This is a genomic window from Deltaproteobacteria bacterium, assembly GCA_016874775.1.
In the GTDB taxonomy this organism is placed as follows: domain Bacteria; phylum Desulfobacterota; class Binatia; order Bin18; family Bin18; genus VGTJ01.
The window spans coordinates 19,967-37,795 of record VGTJ01000034.1 but is presented as its reverse complement, the minus strand read 5'-3'; the positions used below and the strand labels follow the sequence as shown (position 1 = coordinate 37,795).

The following is a 17,829-nucleotide window of genomic DNA, read 5'->3' as shown; positions in this document are numbered from 1 at the left end:
TCCACTACACCCGAAGTGATTCGAGACGCACTGGCGACGGTTTCTACCACACAAGTCCGGCAGTGGTGCCAGCAGCACCTGGGGCCGTCGCTCCAGGCCCAACGCCAACAGGCCTTCCGCCAGCTCACGCTAGCGGAAGAAAAGCAGGTCCACTTTCAACAGGCAGCGTGAGGCGTCTTTGCACCAGGCCAGGCTGTGGCCAGTTCCCGCGCACGCGAAATTCCTTATTGAATTCGCCGACGGTCATCGGATGACTGTCAATAACTATGAAGAGAACGGCAATACCGTGAAGGTCTATACTTCTTTGGGTTCCTTCGCTTTTCAAAAAAACGATATTGTAAACATTACCGATCTTGACCCAGGGAAAAAAGCAAAGAAATCGGTAAGCACAGCAAAAGCGCCCCCACCCCCTGCTCCAGTAAAGGAACGAGTCGAGACGCCTCCAGTGGAACATCCAGCCAAGGCTCCAGCAAGTCCGACCCGAGAGTCTTCACCATTAGAAGGCGTTGCCGCGCAGATTGAAGATGGACTGTTTCGCATGCGCTACGTTTTTGCCCTAGCGGCTGGGGCGAAAGCACTGAAAATCTTCTTCGCCGCTAGCGCACGATAGATCAGCCAACCCTCCCCATTCCTTCAGGCAAAGTCACGCTGCTCCCTTGACGTACCCCTGGGTTTCGCAGTAATGGCAACCAGAAAAGGAGCAGCCAAATGGGACGATCTCTCACTGTTGCCGCCGCACAATTAGGGCCGAGTTCTCCGAGCAAAGAGCAGACAGTGCGTCGCATGGTCGCACTAATGGACGAGGCAGGAAAACAGAGCGTTGCACTGCTCGCTTTTCCCGAACTTTCGCTGACGCCATACTTTGCCACGAAAATCCACTCCACAATTGATTCGTTTTTCGAAGATGCGTTGCCTTCCCCGATCACGCAACCACTTTTTGAGGCCGCTCGTCGTGCGCAACTCCATTTCGTGCTTCCTTACGCCGAACGCCATAATAACGAGTACTACAATAGTGCCGCTATCATTGCTCCCGACGGAACTATCCTTGGTAAATACCGCAAGATGCACATCCCTGGCTGGGTCGAGCCGCGATGGGAGGGTCTCAACATTCTTGAGAAACGCTACTTCTCGAGCGGTAACCTCGGCTTTCCAGTGGTGACACTCCCAACAACTCGAATCGGCACTTGTATCTGCTATGATCGGCGGTTCTCAGAAAGTTATCGTGCGTTAACGTTACAAGGGGCAGAATTACTCTGTGTTCCGTACAACACTCCAACATTTCGTCAGCCTCCAGAGGTGGGACAAGAGACCTCCGAGATTCTCCTTCGTGCAGGAGCAATGGAAAATCAAGTCTTCGTCATTGCTATCGGAAAAGCTGGTATCGAAGATGGCGCAGAATACATCGGTGGCAGTGTCATTATCGCCCCGAGTGGAAAAATCCTCGCGAAAGCGCAAAGCGCAGGAGACGAATTGATCATCGCAACCATCGATCTTGATGATGTCGTCAACTTGAGAGAACAGTGGGATTTCCTCGCCGATCGGCGACCGGAGGAATATCACCAGATTGTAACAAAATGAGCGATTCTTGCTAGATGCGGTGAACCCGCATTATCTCTGCAATCGCCCCCCTTTTCCCTCAAGTTCGCTCGCTGTTGGCCGATGCTCTCGACTGAGCAAGAGGTCCCCTCACATACCTCACTGACCTCTTGGAGAGGAGTTTATGGCCAAACCGTTGTTAAGCGACGAACTCTGGGAAGAGATCACCGCAGTACTGCCTCCCCCGAAACCTCGAAGATTCAGCTTCCCTGGACGGAAGCCTGTCGACAACCGCAAAGTATTCACCGGTATTCTCTTCGTTTTGAAAAGTGGCATTCCTTGGGAAGCACTTCCGCGCGAGATGGGGTGTGGGTCCGGCATGACGTGTTGGCGCAGATTGTATGAGCGGCAAAAGGCCGGTGTGTGGCAATCGATCCACGACCTGCTCATCGCCAAGCTCCCTGAGGCTGACAAGATTGACTGGTCCCGAGCCCTTGTTGGACGATCGTCCGTGTCACTTCCAACCGTGCCACCAGTCGAACGGATACCACAACCACTCACCGAAGAGCTTCAACCGCTTCCATTACCAGATATTCCTTTAGATCCGGTTCCTCTTTCAGAACGATACGCAGCCTAAAGGGTTGTTCCTTGGGTGTTCTATGTCGCGGATATTGGAAACCGACGCCTCGTCTGACATGGCGTCCAGAGCAGCGCAATCGCCCGAGCATGGCGCTGCTCTGGACGCCATGAGCACCCAAGCGCTCACTTCATCCACCACGCCAGAACTCCCGCTGGCCCCAGCGGCTTTCACCACCGCCTGTGCTGATGCTTGGCAACGTATGCAAGGGTCGATTGAGGCCCAGCTTGCCATTTTAGACGATGCAACGATTGCAGTCCTGGACAGCACCTTAGGAGAGAGTTTACGACAACAAGCAGAGCATGAGGCACGCAAACTCGCTGGATCGGTTGGGGTCTTTGGTTTTGTTCAAGGCGCACAGCTTGCGCGTGAGGCGGAACACCTCTTTGCAGGCCATCCAACTTCAAGTTCGGCGCAAGTACTACGGCTTGCTGAGGTCGTTGTCCTCTTGCGTGCACAACTTGAGCAGACACCAACCTTTCCCGAGATTTCCCAGTCAGAGTCACTCCATGTGCCATCCGTTCTCATCGTCGACGATGACCATGAATGGACAGAGCACGTAACCCTTGACGCACTTGGCCAAGGGTTACGCGTCACCGTCGCAGCTGATGTCGCGGCTGCACAAGAGGCAGTCTCTGCCCATCCGCCCGACGTTCTCGTTGTCACCCTGGCCCAGAGCCGGGATCCAGACGGCTGGCTAACTCTGTTAGTCGCGCTTGAAGATCGTATATCTCCTGTTCCGATCCTTGTTCTTGCTGAGGAAGATACCTTTGCTAATCGTATGGAGAGCACACAACTCGGTGGGCAAAGCTTTCTCCTCAAGCCTCTGTCATCGGCACAGCTTTTTCATGTCGTGCGGCAGTTCCTCTGCAAGGAGCAGCCAGTAGTCGCCAGAGTCCTTGTCGTTGTAGATGATCCCGCAGTACAAATCTCCGTATGTACTGCACTCGCTTCGCCGCGTTTCGCCCTGCACGTCCTAAAGACACCGCACACTCTCATAGAGGTCTTGGAAGATTATCAGCCGGATGTCCTTCTCCTTGATGCGGACCTCGCAAACGGTGTTGGTATTCCGTTGTGCCACGTGGTCCGGAGTGACCCACAATGGGGAGGTGTACCGATTCTGTTTCTCGCAACCCAACCAGGAGCAGAGACAGTCCACCGTATGTTCTCTGCTGGGGCGGATGACCTCATCTACAACCCCATCGTCGCGAGCGAACTCGCTGCTCACGTTGTCCGTCGTGCGACTCGAGCACGACAGTCTCTGGCAAACACAGAATTTGACCCCCTCACTGGCGCGATACCGCGGCACAATGCCAAGGCTGCACTTGATCGTCTTTTCCGGCTCACCACTCGTTATCAGCAACCCTTTTCTCTTGCGCATGTGGCGTTTGATCAGGCAACCCTCTGCAAGGATCAGCATGGAATTACCGTTTGGAAACAGGGAGTCCGCCGTCTTGGCCAGTTTCTCTTGGAGAGTTTCCGTGCAGAAGACCTCATCATTCGCTGGACTGCAACTCAATTTCTCATCGCTGGGTACGGACTCTCTCGTGAAGATGGCGTGCAACGACTAGCGGAAACATTAGAAGTGTTCCGACGCGCACCACTTGCCATACATGACGGTACACCACTGTTAGGGACATTTAGTGCCGGTATCGCCCAGTATCCAGGCGACGGCAATGACATCGTAGCGCTGAGTCACGCTGCGAAACAGGCACTCCTCCGTGCTCAAGACACCGGTGGAGACCGGATCGTTCCCACTGGTTGGCAGCAAGAGATGACCCAGAGTACCGATATTCTTATTCTGGATGAAGACGCCCCACTTGCTGGCCTTTTGCTCCATGCTCTGCAAACACGAGGGTATCACGCACAGTGGCTCCGCGATGGGCAAGAAGCAGTGGACACGCTCTGTGGCGAGAACCCACGCTTGAAAGCCCGAGTCATCCTTCTGGATCTCGGATTGCCAAGTCTTGATGGACTAACGGTGTTACGTCAACTCGCTCAGGACAATGTATTACAAGAAACCCGCGCTATCGTGTTGACCGCGCGCGCGGCGGAAGCCGAAATTGTTGAAGCGCTAGAACTTGGCGCTGTCGACTATGTCACCAAACCTTTTAGCATGCCGGTGTTGATGCGACGCATCCGACGCGAGCTGCATAAGTGAGGTTATGGCACCAGAGGATATCGTTAAATGGACGCTGTTTGTTGAAGGAATCGCACTTAGTGTTCTAGTTGTGTGGTTCCTTGGACATGGGTTATTGCTCCAACGCTACAAGCGCTGGAGCCAACCGCTACTGGATCAGGCGCGAGAAGCGCTCACGGTTGCCTTGGACAACCCTAGTCGTGGCCGTGAACTCCTTGAGCCGTTTCGTAAATTGCCAATTCGTCTTCAAATTCGATTGTTCTCCGAACTCCTGCCCACGCTCAGTGGCGAACAAAAGCAATGGCTTACCAATCTGGGGCGCGAGTTACGGTTGACCACTCGTGCCGAACGGCAATGTCGCAGTCGCTTGTGGTGGCGCCGCCTCCGCGGGGCACGACTGATCACTTTGTTAGGTGCACGCGAGGCAGTAATGCTCCCCCTCCTGGTTGATCGTAACCCGTACGTCCGAGCACAGGCTGCCGAATGGGCCGTCAACCGTCCGGACGCCGCCACTGTCGATATTTTGCTGGCACTCCTCAGCGACCCTGACGGCTGGTGTCGTTTCGCAGTGCAAGACTCACTGTTACGTATGGGAGGAAATGTTCTTGACCGTCTAGTCGTATACCTCTCGACGCACGCGGGACACGAAGTGAAAGCACCGCTGCAGATTGCCATTAACATTGCTGATCCACGTCTGCTCCCCCCAGCTATCACATTGACTCGTGACCACATCTCCGAAATTCGCGCACTGGCGGCGACCCTGCTTGGCTCCCTCGGCGGAGCACAGGCTACCGAGGTTCTCACGGCGTTGCTGACTGATGCTGACCCTGCGGTTTGCGCCTCCGCAACGCGAGCGCTAGGGAAACTCTCGCACTGGCCTGCTGCCGCAACCGTAGCCTCTCTGCTGCGTGACCAGGTGTGGGAAGTCCGGAAAGAAGCTGGGCTGGCACTCGCCGCCCTTGGTGCCCCGGGTGTCCTCTTTCTCAATCGCGCCCTGAAAGGGAGCGATCCTTCTGCAGCAGACATGGCTCGCCACGTTCTCGACTTGACGTCCCATGCCTGAGCCAACGATACCCATGCCAGAGCAGTGGCTCGATTATATCCGCCAGTTTCTTGTTTCTCTTGACGAGACGATTCTCGTCTATTTTCTCTTCGTTAACAGCTTCTACGCACTGAACCTCGTCACTGCAGCATGGGAAATGTGGCGTCAAACCCACCATATCCGTGGGGCTGGGCGACGGACCATTCTCAGTTCGCGGGTAGCGCCGACTATTAGTATTCTCGCTCCGGCCCACAACGAGGCCCCGACGATCACTGAAAGTGTGCGATCACTCCTGACCCTCTACTACCCGAGCCTTGAGGTCGTCGTGATTAACGATGGTTCCAAAGACGAAACCGTAGCGGTCCTCATCAAGAACTTCGACCTCTTCCCGGTTCATACCGTCTACTCACAACGAGTGCATACAAAACCAGTAAAGACGCTCTATCGGTCACGACGCCACGGCAACCTTGTCGTCGTCGATAAAGAAAATGGTGGGAAAGCGGATGCACTCAACGTCGGCATCAATTTCGCCTCTGGGGACCTTGTCTGTGCGATCGACGCAGACACCCTGATTGAGCCGGATTCCTTGTTGCGCATGGTCCGCCCATTCCTGATCGGTGATGATGTCGTCGCTGCTGGTGGTGGCATCCGCGCTGTGAATGATTCTGTCGCCAAAGGTGGGCGGATCGTGGAGATCCATGCGCCGCGGAACTATTATGCCGGTATTCAAGTGGTTGAATACTTGCGAGCCTTTCAGTTTGGTCGCCTCGGATTGAACCGCCTGGGCGGGAACATGATTATTTCAGGCGCGTTTGGCCTCTTTCGTCGCGATGCCGTGCTCGCCGCCAGTGGATACGCCCATGACACCGTTGGTGAAGATATGGAACTCGTCGTGCGGTTGCGCCGCCAAGGCTATGAAACTGACGGCCCACGGCAGGCTGAATTTATCCCTGACCCAACCGCTTGGACAGAAGTTCCGGAATCAAAAGACGTCTTGGGGCGACAGCGTGACCGCTGGCACCGAGGGCTCGTCGACGTCCTTTGGCGGCATCGATGTATGTTTTTTAACCCGCGCTATGGGGGAATGGGGATGATTGTTTATCCCTATTTTTTCTTTGTCGAGTTTCTCGCTCCAATTATGGAAACGCTGGGGTTGATCGGTCTCGTCATCGGTCTCGCGGTTGGTCTGCTCAACTTATCATTCGCCATTTTCTTTTTTCTCGTTGCGTATGGGTACGGCTTACTCCTGAGCGTCTTCACACTCCTCCTCGAAGAGCTGAGTTTCCATCGTCATGAAAGTATGCGAGACCGCCTGACTTTACTGAAGTGGGCATTACTCGAAAACCTGGGCTATCGACAAATGTCGGTTGTGTGGCGACTCAATGGACTAAAGAAGTATCTGAATGGAAACACCCAGTGGGGAGCAATGACACGGAAGGGGTTCAGTACCACCTCAACTCCCACTCCACCAACTCCAGCCGCCAAAAGTCCGTAGAACCTGGGGGAGATATCTCGATGCCATGGCTAAGGACTGAAACTTTCTGCCGATCATTATGGTGGAGCGGAGTCATTTTGCTGCTTACACTCTGTACAGCGCAGGCACAGGAACGTGTTCTTACAACAGAGGCCATTGCTGTTCGCGGATCGATACCGATGACAGTCCAAGAGATTGACATCACCTATCCCCGAGGGCAGTCACCATATGTGTCTTTCAAGAAGGTGACACCCAAGCCCATTCCTTCGTTTCGGCCTTCAGAGCGTCGTTGCGAAGTCTTGCACGAAGCAAGTGTAGTGGTGTCCTTTGGCAGCACCCATGAGGCAGAGTGGAAAGAAGGCAAATTCATTCTCCGATCTCGTGCACAAGCGGAGGGGCCGCACGGGCAAGAACTCCTCTTTCAACGCCCAGACCTCGCGGTCGATGTCCTGTCTTACGACACTCTCCATATCCGTGGAGAAACATCTGGAGCAGTCACGCTCGCCTTGACGGATGTCGCAACCCGACAACGGGAAGACAACGTTCCGATCCTACAGATAAACGGCACTTTTGATGTTCGCCTGCCGCTCAAAACGATAGCCCGTCAACTTGATCTGCGTCACCTCATGTCCTTGGTTCTCTTGCCCCAAGACCTGACCAATACGGTTACCCTCTCACATCTCGTTTTCGAACGAACTGATCGGCTACGGCAACATTCCCCACAGATTGGATTCTGGCTCTGGGATTATCATAAAGGCATCACGCAAGGTCGTACTGTTATTGAGGAGTGCCAACGCGCAGGTTGTCGTCGGTTGTTCGTACAAATGCCCAAGGCAACAGACGCCGATTCTCTATGGGCGGAGTATGCTCAATTCCTTCGTGCAGTGAAAAACACCGGTATCGAAGCCTTTGCGCTTGACGGTCATCCGGAAGCGATTAACGACCCCACACCACTCGTTGAGAAACTACAGCAGCTCCTCGCTCTCGCCGATAACACAAGCCTAGACGGCGTCCAATTCGATATCGAGCCATATCTCCTCGAAGATTTCTTTGCCACTGAGTCAGGGTTCGTCCGCTACCTTACCGCGATCGATCAGCTGAAAGCAGCCTTGCGTCCCGGCTTACGTTTTTCGATCGTCATGCCGTTCTGGTTCTCTTCACAGAAAGTGCATGGTCGTGCAGTCACATTTGCCGTTATGGATCGTGCCGACGATGTCGCCATTATGAGCTACCGTACCACCAGCAAGGAGTTACCATCACTTGCCGAGGACACACTCCGTTATGGGGACCTGATCGGTCGTCCGGTATGGCTCGCACTGGAAACACGCCCTTTACCACTGGAACAACATGTCGTTCTTCATCGCGAAATTCACCGGGAGCGTGCCGATGCATACCTGGATCGGAGCGCCCGCCAGGTCATCCTCTCTCCCCCACCCGAAACCGTCACGACTGATTGGTTTCGGGTTCATCATCGTTACACCGTTGCCCCCGAGCGGGTAACGTTTGCTGGGCAGAACCAACAGATAGTGCAGTCTGTTATCGCCGAAACGTCCAAACTCTTATCAAACCCGAGCCTCGCTGGAGTCGTCATTCACGACCTCCCTGGTTATCTCGCGTTAACTGACGAATCACGAAAGGAGTAGAAAAATCATGAACCACACTGCAGTCATCGCCCTCGCCACTGCGCTCCTCTTGTCTATTGTATCGACACCCACATTCGCAAAATCTAAGAAGAACAAGCGACCTACTCCAGCGACGACCGAACAAACGACGACAACAGAACCAAGCGAGTCGTCAGCTACTGCGCCGCCAGCGGACGATTCGAGCCTCGTGGCGCGTGCCCGGGCCGCTGAAGCAGCACAGCAATATGACCAAGCAATTGCATTATATCGTGAACACCTCACGCACTCTCCGATGGACGATGAGGCACGGGCACTACTGGCACGCCGGCTCGCATGGCAAGGGCAGTACGATACCGCGACCTCACTGTACGAGGAGATTCTCCGTCGCTATCCCCAGGATGGAGATATCCGCGTCGCCCTCGCACGCGTAAAAGCCTGGCAAAAGAACTACAACGAAGCACAGCAGATCTTCGAGCAAGAACTCACAGACAATCCCAATAATGTTGAAGCAAAACAGGGATTGGCCGATGTTTTCTATTGGAAAGGGGACCATAAACGAGCGGCCTCGCTGTATGAGCAGGTTTTTGCGGTGACGCAAGATCCAGAAGTGCAAAAGCGCTTAGAATCTTTACAAGCGAACTCTTCTCAAACAGCGAAGAGCAACGAATAGTAAGCATTTGCGCTACAAGGTGCCAGCTCGGACCGTCTCAGCCATAATCATGACGAAAGCGCGCATCTTCCTCTTTGTGGGGTTTTTCCTATGTGCTGGTATCGAGAGTCAAGGCCAAAGTATGGCGTTGGCACAGAGCGCTCAGCCAGGTATCGACTCCTTGATTGAACTCCGTTCTCGTGCACAAACAGCAGCACAAGCAAAGCACTATGAGCAAGCCACTGCATTGTATCGTCAATATCTCTCGCTCAAACCGAACGACGACGAAGTTCGCACCGCTCTAGCCCTCGTCCTCGCGTACAGTAAACAGTTCGCCGAGGCCACGATTGTCTACAAGGATATTTTGACGCGCCATCCTCACGATCTCGACGTGCAGCTTGCCCTCGCCCGTGTCCATGCCTGGCAAAAGCAGTATGCCGAAGCACGGGCAATATTCGAATACGTATTGCGAGAAAACCCCCATTACACAGAAGCGAAACACAGCCTTGCTGACACATTATTCTGGAGCGGAGAGGATGCCGCAGCGTTACCGCTGTACTAAGAGCTACAGACAGTTGCACCAACCAATGAACTCGCACAACGTATTGCTCTCATCAAAACTCGCTTGGCTCCACCAGTTCCTCCGTTACGAGGAACCATTCAGGCAGTGAACAAGGGGAGCAATGAGGAAGATGGACAATCATCACGAGCCCGTGTGAGTATCGGATATAGCCATTTTCGCTACTCAAATTCGATTCCCGATGAGCGCACGTGGCAATTTTCCGCAGTGCAACGTTTGTGGGGGAAAACCTTCGTCGGGCAAGTCGAGTCAATTGAACGTTTTGGCAAGCGCGACACTCTCTTCTCTGGTGAAGTCTACAGCCCGTTATGGCACAGGGCTTGGGGAAATTTTGCCTTTTCATTCAGCCCGAATCCAAAGTTTTCCTCACATTGGACACTTGGTGGTGCAGTGTATCAAGGAATTGGAACCTCGAACCCTTTGCTGAGTCGCCTGGAACTCTCGCTCGGTTATCGGCATATGAGCTTTTCTCAATCCGAAGTCGATCTGCTCTCTCCTGGCTTTACCATTTATCTGCCTTACAACCTGTGGCTGACAGAGCAAATTTACTTGGTGCCAAAAACCGGGGCGCGCTCACTCTCTTCCCGCCTCGACTGGGAACCAAAAGAACGTTGGCATGCTTACGTCAGTGGCTCTTTTGGACAGTCTGTCGAGCGGCCCACCGCGGCGCCGGATGTCGTCAAGGTAACTACCTTTCGTGTGGGAGGAGGACTGCAGTTCCCCCTCACTGAACAGATCCTCGCGGAAGTTTCCTACCACTACGAAGACCGCGTAAAACGCTACAGTCGCGAAGGTGGAACAATCAAACTGACCTACTCCTGGTAGGTAGCCACCGCTGCGGCCATACGTTTGCTGCGTCACCTCAAGCCTGGCATAATCAGGCGCAAGAGACAAAGCAAACGGTATTCCGCATGCGTACTCGCGATTTACTCGCACTCGAATTCGATAAAGTTTTACACCTGCTCGCTGGCTGCGCACTTTCAGCAGGTGGTCAAGAAGCGTGCCTTGCACTTCATCCTGAAACAACACCCACAGCGGTAGAAACAAGCAGTGAGCGTACCTGGCAGTTCTTCCGTTTACTCGAAGAACACCTCACGATACCACTCCGAGAATTTCCTGACATTCGCTCAACCTTACAGTGGGCAGCTCAGCTCGGAGCGGCAGTAGAAGGACCAAAGCTGTTAGAGATACTAGAGATAGTTACGCTGTCTCGCACGCTCTCAACGTTCTTTCGTCGTCATGTCGAAGAACGATCTCATCTTCGGGACCTGCCTGAGCGTTTGGTAACGTTCTCAGAACTTGAAGATACCTTATCTCGCTGTCTTGATGAACGCGGTGCGTTGAAAGATGAAGCAAGTCCAGAGTTGCGCTCGCTACGTCGTCGGCTCCGCACCCTGAGCGGAGAAATCGAACAACGACTCCACCAAGTCTTGCGCTCCTCCCAGGCAAAGGACGTTGTTGCTGATACCTACATTACCATTCGCAACAATCGCTTTGTCATTCCCGTGCGCCCCAATTTCCAATCGCGTCTGAATGGGATCGTCCAAGACCGTTCCGGTTCTGGAGAGACGTTATTTATTGAACCACTCTTCGCTGTCGAGCTGAATAATCGATTGTTGTTAGCACGTAAAGAAATGGAAGCCGAAGAGCATCGGCTGTTTCTGTGGCTTACCGATTTGGTGCGTGAAGAAACCCCGCGGTTAGAGAGTGCGTTCAGCGCATTGACAGAAGTCGACGTCCTGTATGCCAATGCGGTGTTCGCACGAAAGTATCGCTGTAGCAAACCACTGTTAGGCGGCTCTGAGGTGAAGTTACGCACCGCACGCCATCCATTGCTGCTCGCTACTGGGAAGCTGGTTACCCCTATCGACGTGCTGATCCCGCAAGGAAAACATGGTCTTGTCATCACTGGACCGAACACCGGAGGCAAAACCGCAGCCCTGAAGACGTTAGGGTTGCTGAGTCTGATGGCGCAAAGTGGCATGCTGATCCCAGCGCAGGAAGAAAGTCGTCTGCCATTTTTTTGCGGGATCTTTGCCGACATTGGCGACGCCCAATCACTGGAGCAAAGCTTATCGACCTTTTCTGCTCATGTACGGAATGTTGCCGAAATCTTGAGTGCCATTACCGCACCAGCATTGGTCCTTTTCGACGAACCTGGTGGCGGCACTGACCCCATCGAAGGTGGAGCACTCGCGTGTGGGCTTCTCACACACCTCAAAGCATTAGGCGTGCATGTTGCTGCGTCAACACACCTCACACCGGTAAAACTGTTTGCCCTTGCCGATGGCGACTATCAGGTCGCCGCCGTTTCTTTCGATCTTGATACGCTGACACCACACTATCAGTTATCATACAATACCGTCGGACAAAGCTTGGGGTTACCCATGGCGAAACGTCTCGGCCTTCCCGACGAAGTGTGTGTCGCCGCCGAAGCAACGTTAACCACAGAGGAACGACAGTTCTCTCAAGCCCTCGTCCACTTGGAAGAAGTACGTTCAACTCTGGAGCGTGATCGTGCCCAAGCCGCAAAAGATCGAGCTGAAGCTGAAGCGTTTCGTACCCAACAGCAGACGTTACTTGCTGAAGTCGAAAACAAACGCCGACGCGTATGGCACGAAGCTGCAGCCGAAGCTAAATATCTCCTCCGGCAGATACGTGACGAAGGACGAGAGATTACAGCAAGCCTCAGAGCGGCGCGACCCGAGGCGCGGCAAAGACTCGCACAGTTTCTTCATCAACGCGGACAGGATGTGACAACCAAGGAACAGTCGGTGCAGTCTGCACCAGCTCCGATCATCACTCCGCCAGAGATCGGTGATATCGTCGAGTTACGGGATAGTAAGATCCGTGGAGAACTCATCACCCTGCACGGCAATCGTGCGCGTATTCGCTCTGGCGGCTTAACGTTCGAGGTACCAGCAGATCAACTCCGTAAATCGCACGAAAAACGGGAAAAGACACTGCAAGTGAGGGTCGATACTGGTCCCGCCGCCATGCCAGAACTTAATCTTCTGGGCTTACGTGTTCACGAAGCGTTACCACGACTGGAAGAGTTTCTTGATCGAGCGGTGTTAAATCACCAGAACTCCGTGCGCATTGTTCACGGCATGGGAACAGGGGCGTTGCGACGAGCAGTACGTGAATTTCTCGCCAACTCTCCCTACTGTGCTTCGTATAATGAAGCTTCACGTGCTGAAGGGGGTGGAGGAGCAACGGTTGTCGAGTTGACGTCATGAAGATCGAAGCGCGCAATCTTCTTGCTGAATCCATCCTCGAGGCGCTTGATAGCCCTGAGGCTGCTGTAGCGTTGCGCTGTCTTGCTGCCTACTGTAGCACGACCACTACCCCACCAGTATCCGTATCTATCGAGGCTCTCAGCGCTGCCCTCCCTACCAGCCAAACAACCGGGGTTACAGTCGGATTCCGTCGTATCCCGCTTCTGTCTTGGGAGAGGTCCGAAGCCAGAGAAACGGCGACACTTGTTCCATCGCTTACTGACGATTACGCATCAACAGTCGCCAAGCTGACACAGTACGCATCGGCGTTGACGTCGTGGGTACCCAATGAACAAGACGATACTCGTACCACTGCGCTCCGCAAAGCAGTACAACTCTTCAATGGTCAATTATTTTTTGAAGTCCATGAGGTTCTCGAAGACCAATGGAAGCAAGAAGAAGGAGAAGTCCGCCGGTTCTTGCAAGGCCTCATTCAGATTGCTGTAGCTTTTCATCATCTCGGGAATTGCAACTTTCGCGGTGCTATCGCGCTGCTCCATGATGGGCTCGGAAAGATTCGTCCCTCCCAACCAGAATTCCTTGGTATCGAACTCCAACAGTTCGTCGCGCGTTTGCGGCTCTGTCAACAAGAGCTGCAAACGCTTGGCCCGGAACATTTTCAACGATTTTCGCCAGCACTCATTCCATCACTACAGTTTGTTGCGTAAGCTCGGACAGAAACGCAGAGAACCGCAAATGGAGGACAATGCCCAATGATCCGGCTGTACGACTATTTGCCGTCAGGGAATGGCTACAAGGTACGTTTGCTACTCACGCAACTCAGTATTCCGTTCGAGCGACTTGAGATTGACATTTTGCAGGGACTGACTCGAACACCAGAGTTTCTGGAGAAAAATCGTAACGGCCGCATTCCGCTCGTTGAACTCGAAAACGGCACGTATCTCGCCGAATCCAATGCTATTCTTTTCTATTTTGCTGAAGGAACACCATTCTTGTCCACTGACCGTTGGGAACGGGCGCAAGTGTTGCAGTGGATGTTTTTTGAGCAATACAACCACGAGCCCAACATTGCCACCGCACGCTTCTGGTTACAACATTTTGATCTCACGCCTGAACGGAAAGCTGGGCTTGAGCAAAAACGCCCGCTCGGCTACGCCGCACTCGATGTGATGGAAAAGCATCTTACTGGACGAAAGTTTTTCGTTGGTGAACGTTACTCGATCGCAGATATTGCGCTCTACGCATACACGCACGTTGCTGACGAAGGGGGATTTGACCTTACTCCCTATGCAAACATCCGCGCCTGGTTAGAACGGGTGCGTTCGCAACCAAAGCATATTCCGATCACACAGGAATAACAACGGAGGGCAGCATCTATGGCTACAACCTTCAAACACCTCGACACCAAGGTTGTTCATGCAGGAGAACCGACCCCACGTATCTCTGGTGCAGTCATCACGCCAATCTTTCAATCAGCGATGTTCGAGACCTCCGGTGAGGCCAACTATCACGATGTCCGCTACATTCGCCTCAACAACACCCCAAATCATCTTGCTTTACACGAGAAGTTAGCGGCCTTGGAAAACGCCGAAGCTGCCTTAGTCACTAGTAGTGGGATGGCGGCAATCTCGACGACGCTGCTCACGGTTCTGTCCGCCGGTGATCATCTCCTCGTTCAAGATTGCTTGTATGGGGGCACGCACGATCTCTTGACCAAGGACTTTGCGGCCTTCGGCTTGTCGTACGACTTCATTGATGGCGATGATCCAACGTCATGGAAACGTCAGCTTCGTCCTCAGACAAAAGCCATCTACGTCGAGTCGATGTCCAATCCACTCTTACAAGTCGGGGACCTCAAGGCAGTGACCTGGTTTGCGAAAGAAAACGATCTGACCTCAATCATTGACAACACGTTTGCGAGCCCGGTCAACTTTCGTCCACTTGATTGGGGATTCGATCTTTCCCTACACAGTGCGACGAAGTATCTCAATGGTCACTCTGATATTGTCGCTGGGGTTGTCTTAGGACAGGCTCCCCTCGTAACCAGAGTCACACACAAGCTCAACCACCTTGGTGGCTCGCTTGACCCGCATGCGGCTTTTCTTCTCCATCGTGGACTCAAAACATTGGCAGTACGTGTTCGTTATCAGAACGAGAGTACCCTACGGATTGCCCAGTTTCTCGAACAGCATCCAACCGTAGCGAAAGTGAATTATCCTGGGCTTACGAGTCACCCGCGCCATGAACGGGCTTGCGAGTTGTTTGATGGATTCAGCGGGATGCTGAGCTTTGAATTGCGTGGAGGCGCAGCAGCGGCAGAACGCTTTATGCGTAAGGTTACGCTACCGATTATTGCCCCGAGTCTTGGCGGAGTTGAAACCTTAATGACCCGGCCCGCAACGACGTCGCACGCTGGATTATCCACCGAAGACCGGCGGCGGTTAGGTATTACTGACGGATTAATTCGTTTGTCGGTCGGGATTGAAGCAACAGAAGACCTTATTGATGACTTTGATCGGGCGTTGACGAACAGCCAGCACTAGCGACTTGCGGCTGAGATGAGAAAAGAGCAGCAATCTCGATTTCATCTCTCAGCCTCTCTCTTGCTCCGCAGCGGCTAGTAGTCAGTCCATTTAATTTTGAGGGATGGGGTTTCGTCATGCCCGCGCAGGCGGGCATCCAGGGAAATTCAGCAGGGGCCTGTAGTTAAGCCTCCTGGATTCCCGCATTCGCGGGAATGACGTCCCTTGAGTTAGCCATCAAAACTTTCTGGACTATCTACGAGTGCTTCTCCATTATCATCCCAGCAATTTGCGTTGCTACAGCTCGTGGAGAAAAACGGGGGGCCTGGGCGCTGATTTTGTTCAAGAGGCCGGGGATAACAATGCGCTTCCCACGTATGAACCCTTGATAGCCAATCCGGGCTACTTGTTCAGCGGTCATCATGCCTAGCACTTTGCTTTTAATCAGGAGCGTATTTTCAATTCGTGCACGTTTCTGAAATTCTGATGCAGTGACTCCAGGACACAGCGCGGTCACCGCTACCCCCGTCCCTTTGAGTTCATTCGCTATTGCTTCAGAAAACATCAACTCGAAGGACTTCGTTGCGCAGTAAATCGCCATGGACGGGCCAGGTTGAAACGCCGCCGTAGAAGCAACGTTCAGAATCTTCCCAGATTTGCGTGCGAGCATTTCAGGCAGAAAGAGCTTCGTGAGAGAAACTAAAGCAGAAATGTTGACTTGAATCATACCGAGTTCGGTGGCAAGGTCGGTCTCGGCAAACTTTCCGCCCAAACCGAATCCAGCATTGTTGACGAGATAGTCTATCTGCAAAGAGGCTTTGCGAGCTGCGTCCAAGATTTGTTGCGGCGCGTCTGGTTGCGCCAGATCAGCAGCGATGACGTTGACGGTCACGCTAAACTGCTTAGACAGTTCCTCAGCAACCTGACGTAACCGCTGCTCTTGCCGAGCAACAATAAGCAAATCGTGCCGATCAGCCGCAAAACATTTACTCAGTTCGTAACCAATCCCGGTTGAAGCGCCGGTGATAAGCGCTATAGGCACAAAGTCCTCCGCTTCTCATCATTCAAAATCACATCACACTTAATACGCAAAACGTCAAGGAGGAGCGAGGTGGGGACGAATTACGAATCCGTTTTCTGTCTTAGAATCTCACTGGTAGTGCCTCCAATCCTCGCAGGGTAAATGCCGGTCGCCAGCGTGGCTGGTCATCAATCAATGTCACTTGTGGCATACGACGAAGAAGGGTTCCAATCGCTAACTGCCCTTCGGTTCGCGCGAGGGACGCACCCAGGCAGAAATGAATGCCGTGCCCAAAGGCGATATGATGGTTGTCTTTGCGGGTAATGTCGAGACGATCAGGATCGGGAAATTGCGCCGGATCACGATTAGCCGCAGCAAGCACAGTTATCACCCGCTCTCCCGCACGAATGTGTTTTCCTCCAATTTCGACATCTTCTCGTACGCTCCGGCCTGTGAGTTGTACTGGTCCATCGTAGCGTAAGAATTCTTCGACCGCAGTTTGAATGAGAATTGGGTTCTCCTGGAGGAGTCGTTTCTGTTCTGGATTGCGTAACAGTGCCAGGAGGCCATTACCAATCAGATTGACTGTGGTCTCATGGCCTGCAGAAAAGAGGAGAATACAATTAGCCAGGAGTTCGTCTTCACTGAGCCGATCGCCTCGTTCTTCCGCTGCAATCATCGCGCTGAGGATATTGTCCTGGGGATTCTTTCGTAACGTAGCAATCAGGTCACGGAAGTACGCAACCATTGACTCAACCACTGCATGCCCCTTTTCCACCATTTCAGGCGTCTGGATCGGATCGAGTGTTCGTGCAACATCGCCAGACCACTCTTTGAAAAGGTCACGATCCTTCGCCGGCACCCCAAGTAATTCACAAATCACGAGCACGGGTAGTGGATATGCGAGGTCGACCATAACATCCATGCGACCATTGTGTTGCACCGCATCCAGAAGATGATCAACGAGTTCTTGAATACGCGGACGGAGTCCTTCGATGGCTCGTGGGGTAAAAGCCTTGTTGACGAGGGTACGTAATCGTGTGTGATTTGGTGGATCGCGGAACAACATCCATTTGGTGAAGACACTGATGAGTGGCCCTTCACCAAACCGTTCGCGGAAGAAGTTCTCGGCATCGTGCCGATCAAAACGGGCATCACGTAACACCATACTCACGTCGGCATAGCGAGTGACGATCCACGTGTCAGGAAGAAGCGTGCTACGATGGACAGGATCCTCCGCCCGGAGACGATGATAAAAAGGATGTGGATTAGCAATGAACTCCGGCAACAAGGGATTAAATTCTACCGGTGCCGAAACAGGATTTTCACCCATGCTCGTATGCGACACAGAATCCCCGATGTTCGAC

General features: G+C 53.3%; 16 protein-coding genes. 14 read left to right on the top strand and 2 right to left on the bottom strand.

Annotated elements, in window-relative coordinates; translation table 11 throughout:
- Positions 1 to 178: 178 nt before the first annotated feature.
- The 14 genes from FJ147_08180 (at position 179) to FJ147_08115 (ending at position 15,462) form a co-directional block, all read left to right on the top strand.
- Positions 179 to 610 carry a hypothetical protein gene (locus FJ147_08180; protein ID MBM4255861.1) on the top strand — a complete coding sequence of 144 codons (432 nt, stop codon included), beginning with the start codon at positions 179 to 181 and terminating at the stop codon, positions 608 to 610.
- A gap of 98 nt (positions 611 to 708) precedes the next feature.
- The gene (locus tag FJ147_08175; GenBank protein MBM4255860.1) at positions 709 to 1,578 is read left to right on the top strand and encodes a D-N-carbamoylase; all 870 of its coding nucleotides are present in this window, start codon (positions 709 to 711) and stop codon (positions 1,576 to 1,578) included.
- 142 nt (positions 1,579 to 1,720) lie between these two features.
- Positions 1,721 to 2,173 carry a transposase gene (locus tag FJ147_08170; GenBank protein MBM4255859.1) on the top strand — a complete coding sequence of 151 codons (453 nt, stop codon included), beginning with the start codon at positions 1,721 to 1,723 and terminating at the stop codon, positions 2,171 to 2,173.
- Between the two features lie 22 nt (positions 2,174 to 2,195).
- Positions 2,196 to 4,334, top strand: coding sequence for a response regulator (locus FJ147_08165; GenBank protein MBM4255858.1), 2,139 nt, complete (start codon positions 2,196 to 2,198; stop codon positions 4,332 to 4,334).
- Positions 4,335 to 4,338: 4 nt separating this feature from the next.
- A complete protein-coding gene (locus FJ147_08160; GenBank protein ID MBM4255857.1) occupies positions 4,339 to 5,376 on the top strand; it encodes a HEAT repeat domain-containing protein in 1,038 nt (345 codons plus the stop codon).
- 13 nt (positions 5,377 to 5,389) lie between these two features.
- Positions 5,390 to 6,850, top strand: a complete 1,461-nt coding sequence (locus FJ147_08155) for a glycosyltransferase family 2 protein (GenBank protein MBM4255856.1) — start codon at positions 5,390 to 5,392, stop codon at positions 6,848 to 6,850.
- A 77-nt stretch (positions 6,851 to 6,927) separates the two neighbouring features.
- The gene (locus FJ147_08150; GenBank protein ID MBM4255855.1) at positions 6,928 to 8,472 is read left to right on the top strand and encodes a hypothetical protein; all 1,545 of its coding nucleotides are present in this window, start codon (positions 6,928 to 6,930) and stop codon (positions 8,470 to 8,472) included.
- 7 nt (positions 8,473 to 8,479) lie between these two features.
- Positions 8,480 to 9,121 carry a tetratricopeptide repeat protein gene (locus FJ147_08145; protein MBM4255854.1) on the top strand — a complete coding sequence of 214 codons (642 nt, stop codon included), beginning with the start codon at positions 8,480 to 8,482 and terminating at the stop codon, positions 9,119 to 9,121.
- Between the two features lie 49 nt (positions 9,122 to 9,170).
- Positions 9,171 to 9,662 carry a tetratricopeptide repeat protein gene (locus FJ147_08140; protein MBM4255853.1) on the top strand — a complete coding sequence of 164 codons (492 nt, stop codon included), beginning with the start codon at positions 9,171 to 9,173 and terminating at the stop codon, positions 9,660 to 9,662.
- Between the two features lie 42 nt (positions 9,663 to 9,704).
- On the top strand, positions 9,705 to 10,505 hold the full coding sequence (yaiO, locus tag FJ147_08135) for a YaiO family outer membrane beta-barrel protein (GenBank protein ID MBM4255852.1): 801 nt from the start codon (positions 9,705 to 9,707) through the stop codon (positions 10,503 to 10,505).
- 86 nt (positions 10,506 to 10,591) lie between these two features.
- On the top strand, positions 10,592 to 12,919 hold the full coding sequence (locus FJ147_08130) for an endonuclease MutS2 (GenBank protein ID MBM4255851.1): 2,328 nt from the start codon (positions 10,592 to 10,594) through the stop codon (positions 12,917 to 12,919).
- The gene (locus FJ147_08125; protein MBM4255850.1) at positions 12,916 to 13,626 is read left to right on the top strand and encodes a DUF309 domain-containing protein; all 711 of its coding nucleotides are present in this window, start codon (positions 12,916 to 12,918) and stop codon (positions 13,624 to 13,626) included. The genes FJ147_08130 and FJ147_08125 overlap by 4 nt, the downstream gene beginning before the upstream one ends.
- A 45-nt stretch (positions 13,627 to 13,671) precedes the next feature.
- Positions 13,672 to 14,277, top strand: a complete 606-nt coding sequence (locus FJ147_08120) for a glutathione S-transferase family protein (GenBank protein ID MBM4255849.1) — start codon at positions 13,672 to 13,674, stop codon at positions 14,275 to 14,277.
- An 18-nt stretch (positions 14,278 to 14,295) separates the two neighbouring features.
- On the top strand, positions 14,296 to 15,462 hold the full coding sequence (locus FJ147_08115) for an aminotransferase class I/II-fold pyridoxal phosphate-dependent enzyme (GenBank protein ID MBM4255848.1): 1,167 nt from the start codon (positions 14,296 to 14,298) through the stop codon (positions 15,460 to 15,462).
- A 235-nt stretch (positions 15,463 to 15,697) separates the two neighbouring features.
- On the opposite strand, the gene FJ147_08110 is transcribed toward FJ147_08115, so the two are convergent.
- Positions 15,698 to 16,483 carry an SDR family oxidoreductase gene (locus FJ147_08110; GenBank protein MBM4255847.1) on the bottom strand — a complete coding sequence of 262 codons (786 nt, stop codon included), beginning with the start codon at positions 16,481 to 16,483 and terminating at the stop codon, positions 15,698 to 15,700.
- A 100-nt stretch (positions 16,484 to 16,583) separates the two neighbouring features.
- Positions 16,584 to 17,795: a cytochrome P450 gene (locus FJ147_08105; GenBank protein MBM4255846.1), complete on the bottom strand. Its 1,212-nt coding sequence runs from the start codon at positions 17,793 to 17,795 to the stop codon at positions 16,584 to 16,586.
- Positions 17,796 to 17,829 lie beyond the last annotated feature (34 nt).

Bases quoted from the DNA above. Each gene is read 5' to 3' on its own strand.
- FJ147_08115 (MBM4255848.1), top strand. From the start codon at position 14,296: ATGGCTACAACCTTCAAACACCTCGACACCAAGGTTGTTCATGCAGGA.
- FJ147_08170 (MBM4255859.1), top strand. From the start codon at position 1,721: ATGGCCAAACCGTTGTTAAGCGACGAACTCTGGGAAGAGATCACCGCA.
- FJ147_08130 (MBM4255851.1), top strand. From the start codon at position 10,592: ATGCGTACTCGCGATTTACTCGCACTCGAATTCGATAAAGTTTTACAC.
- FJ147_08120 (MBM4255849.1), top strand. From the start codon at position 13,672: ATGATCCGGCTGTACGACTATTTGCCGTCAGGGAATGGCTACAAGGTA.
- FJ147_08155 (MBM4255856.1), top strand. From the start codon at position 5,390: ATGCCAGAGCAGTGGCTCGATTATATCCGCCAGTTTCTTGTTTCTCTT.
- FJ147_08160 (MBM4255857.1), top strand. From the start codon at position 4,339: ATGGCACCAGAGGATATCGTTAAATGGACGCTGTTTGTTGAAGGAATC.
- FJ147_08140 (MBM4255853.1), top strand. From the start codon at position 9,171: ATGACGAAAGCGCGCATCTTCCTCTTTGTGGGGTTTTTCCTATGTGCT.
- FJ147_08125 (MBM4255850.1), top strand. From the start codon at position 12,916: ATGAAGATCGAAGCGCGCAATCTTCTTGCTGAATCCATCCTCGAGGCG.
- FJ147_08175 (MBM4255860.1), top strand. From the start codon at position 709: ATGGGACGATCTCTCACTGTTGCCGCCGCACAATTAGGGCCGAGTTCT.
- FJ147_08105 (MBM4255846.1), bottom strand. From the start codon at position 17,795: ATGGGTGAAAATCCTGTTTCGGCACCGGTAGAATTTAATCCCTTGTTG.
- FJ147_08145 (MBM4255854.1), top strand. From the start codon at position 8,480: ATGAACCACACTGCAGTCATCGCCCTCGCCACTGCGCTCCTCTTGTCT.
- FJ147_08165 (MBM4255858.1), top strand. From the start codon at position 2,196: ATGTCGCGGATATTGGAAACCGACGCCTCGTCTGACATGGCGTCCAGA.